The sequence below is a fragment of the Jeotgalibaca caeni genome (genome assembly GCF_028863945.1).
Taxonomy (GTDB): Bacteria; Bacillota; Bacilli; order Lactobacillales; family Aerococcaceae; genus Jeotgalibaca; species Jeotgalibaca caeni.
Genome location: NZ_JARBEA010000136.1, coordinates 1 through 1,081, shown reverse-complemented (window position 1 = coordinate 1,081; position 1,081 = coordinate 1). Strand labels below are relative to the sequence as shown.

Below are 1,081 nucleotides of genomic sequence, written 5' to 3'. Positions count from 1 at the left end.
GGAGGTTTAGCTCAGCTGGGAGAGCGTCTGCCTTACAAGCAGGATGTCGGCGGTTCGATCCCGTCAACCTCCATTGAGCGCAAGCTCATTATAAATAATACCATCTTTTTTGTTTGAGTCATTAGCTCAGTTGGTAGAGCATCTGACTTTTAATCAGAGGGTCGCAGGTTCGAGCCCTGCATGACTCATTCCTTTAATTGAATAAGGAAACGCGGGTGTGGCGGAATTGGCAGACGCACTAGATTTAGGATCTAGCGCCGCAAGGCGTGGGGGTTCAAGTCCCTTCACCCGCACTTATGCCGGCTTAGCTCAGTTGGTAGAGCATCTGATTTGTAATCAGAGGGTCGAGGGTTCAAATCCTTTAGCCGGCATATGCGGAAGTAGTTCAGTGGTAGAACATCACCTTGCCAAGGTGGGGGTCGCGGGTTCGAACCCCGTCTTCCGCTTCATAAGTACTTGATACTTATGGATGCAACTTTTTATCTTATTAATATAGTAGTAACATGCCGGGGTGGCGGAACAGGCAGACGCACAGGACTTAAAATCCTGCGGTGAGTGATCACCGTATCGGTTCGACCCCGATCCTCGGCATTATTTTTTTATGCACCCATAGCTCAATTGGATAGAGTACCTGACTACGAATCAGGCGGTTGCAGGTTCGACTCCTGCTGGGTGCATTTTTTTCGGGAAGTAGCTCAGCTTGGTAGAGCACTTGGTTTGGGACCAAGGGGTCGCAGGTTCGAATCCTGTCTTCCCGATTCAACTTTTTTGTTGATTAATTAGTTTGGCGGTGTAGCTCAGCTGGCTAGAGCGTCCGGTTCATACCCGGGAGGTCGGGGGTTCGATCCCCTTCGCCGCTATTATGGAGTAAAATGGATCGTTTAGATAAGGTAAGCTTATAAAAAGCCTGGACCTTTAGCTCAGTTGGTTAGAGCAGACGGCTCATAACCGTCCGGTCGCAGGTTCGAGTCCTGCAAGGTCCATTTATCTACTACATATGGTTGTTTGGGGAAGTACTCAAGTGGCTGAAGAGGCGCCCCTGCTAAGGGTGTAGGTCGTTAACGCGGCGCGAGGGTTCAAA

General features: G+C 49.8%; 10 tRNA genes. All 10 read left to right on the top strand.

From position 1 onward, the window contains the following. The 10 genes from PVE40_RS12820 (at position 1) to PVE40_RS12775 (ending at position 983) form a co-directional block, all read left to right on the top strand. Positions 1-73, top strand: a tRNA-Val gene (locus tag PVE40_RS12820). A gap of 42 nt (positions 74-115) precedes the next feature. Beyond that, a tRNA-Lys gene (locus PVE40_RS12815) sits at positions 116-188 on the top strand. Positions 189-211: 23 nt separating this feature from the next. Beyond that, positions 212-293: transfer RNA gene (locus tag PVE40_RS12810), tRNA-Leu, on the top strand. A 5-nt stretch (positions 294-298) separates the two neighbouring features. Continuing rightward, positions 299-371 (top strand) — tRNA-Thr (locus PVE40_RS12805). Between the two features lie 3 nt (positions 372-374). After that, positions 375-446 (top strand) — tRNA-Gly (locus PVE40_RS12800). Positions 447-505: 59 nt separating this feature from the next. After that, positions 506-591, top strand: a tRNA-Leu gene (locus PVE40_RS12795). A gap of 12 nt (positions 592-603) precedes the next feature. After that, positions 604-677 (top strand) — tRNA-Arg (locus PVE40_RS12790). 7 nt (positions 678-684) lie between these two features. Then, a tRNA-Pro gene (locus tag PVE40_RS12785) sits at positions 685-758 on the top strand. A gap of 28 nt (positions 759-786) precedes the next feature. Next, positions 787-860 (top strand) — tRNA-Met (locus tag PVE40_RS12780). A gap of 49 nt (positions 861-909) precedes the next feature. Continuing rightward, positions 910-983, top strand: a tRNA-Ile gene (locus PVE40_RS12775). Positions 984-1,081 lie beyond the last annotated feature (98 nt).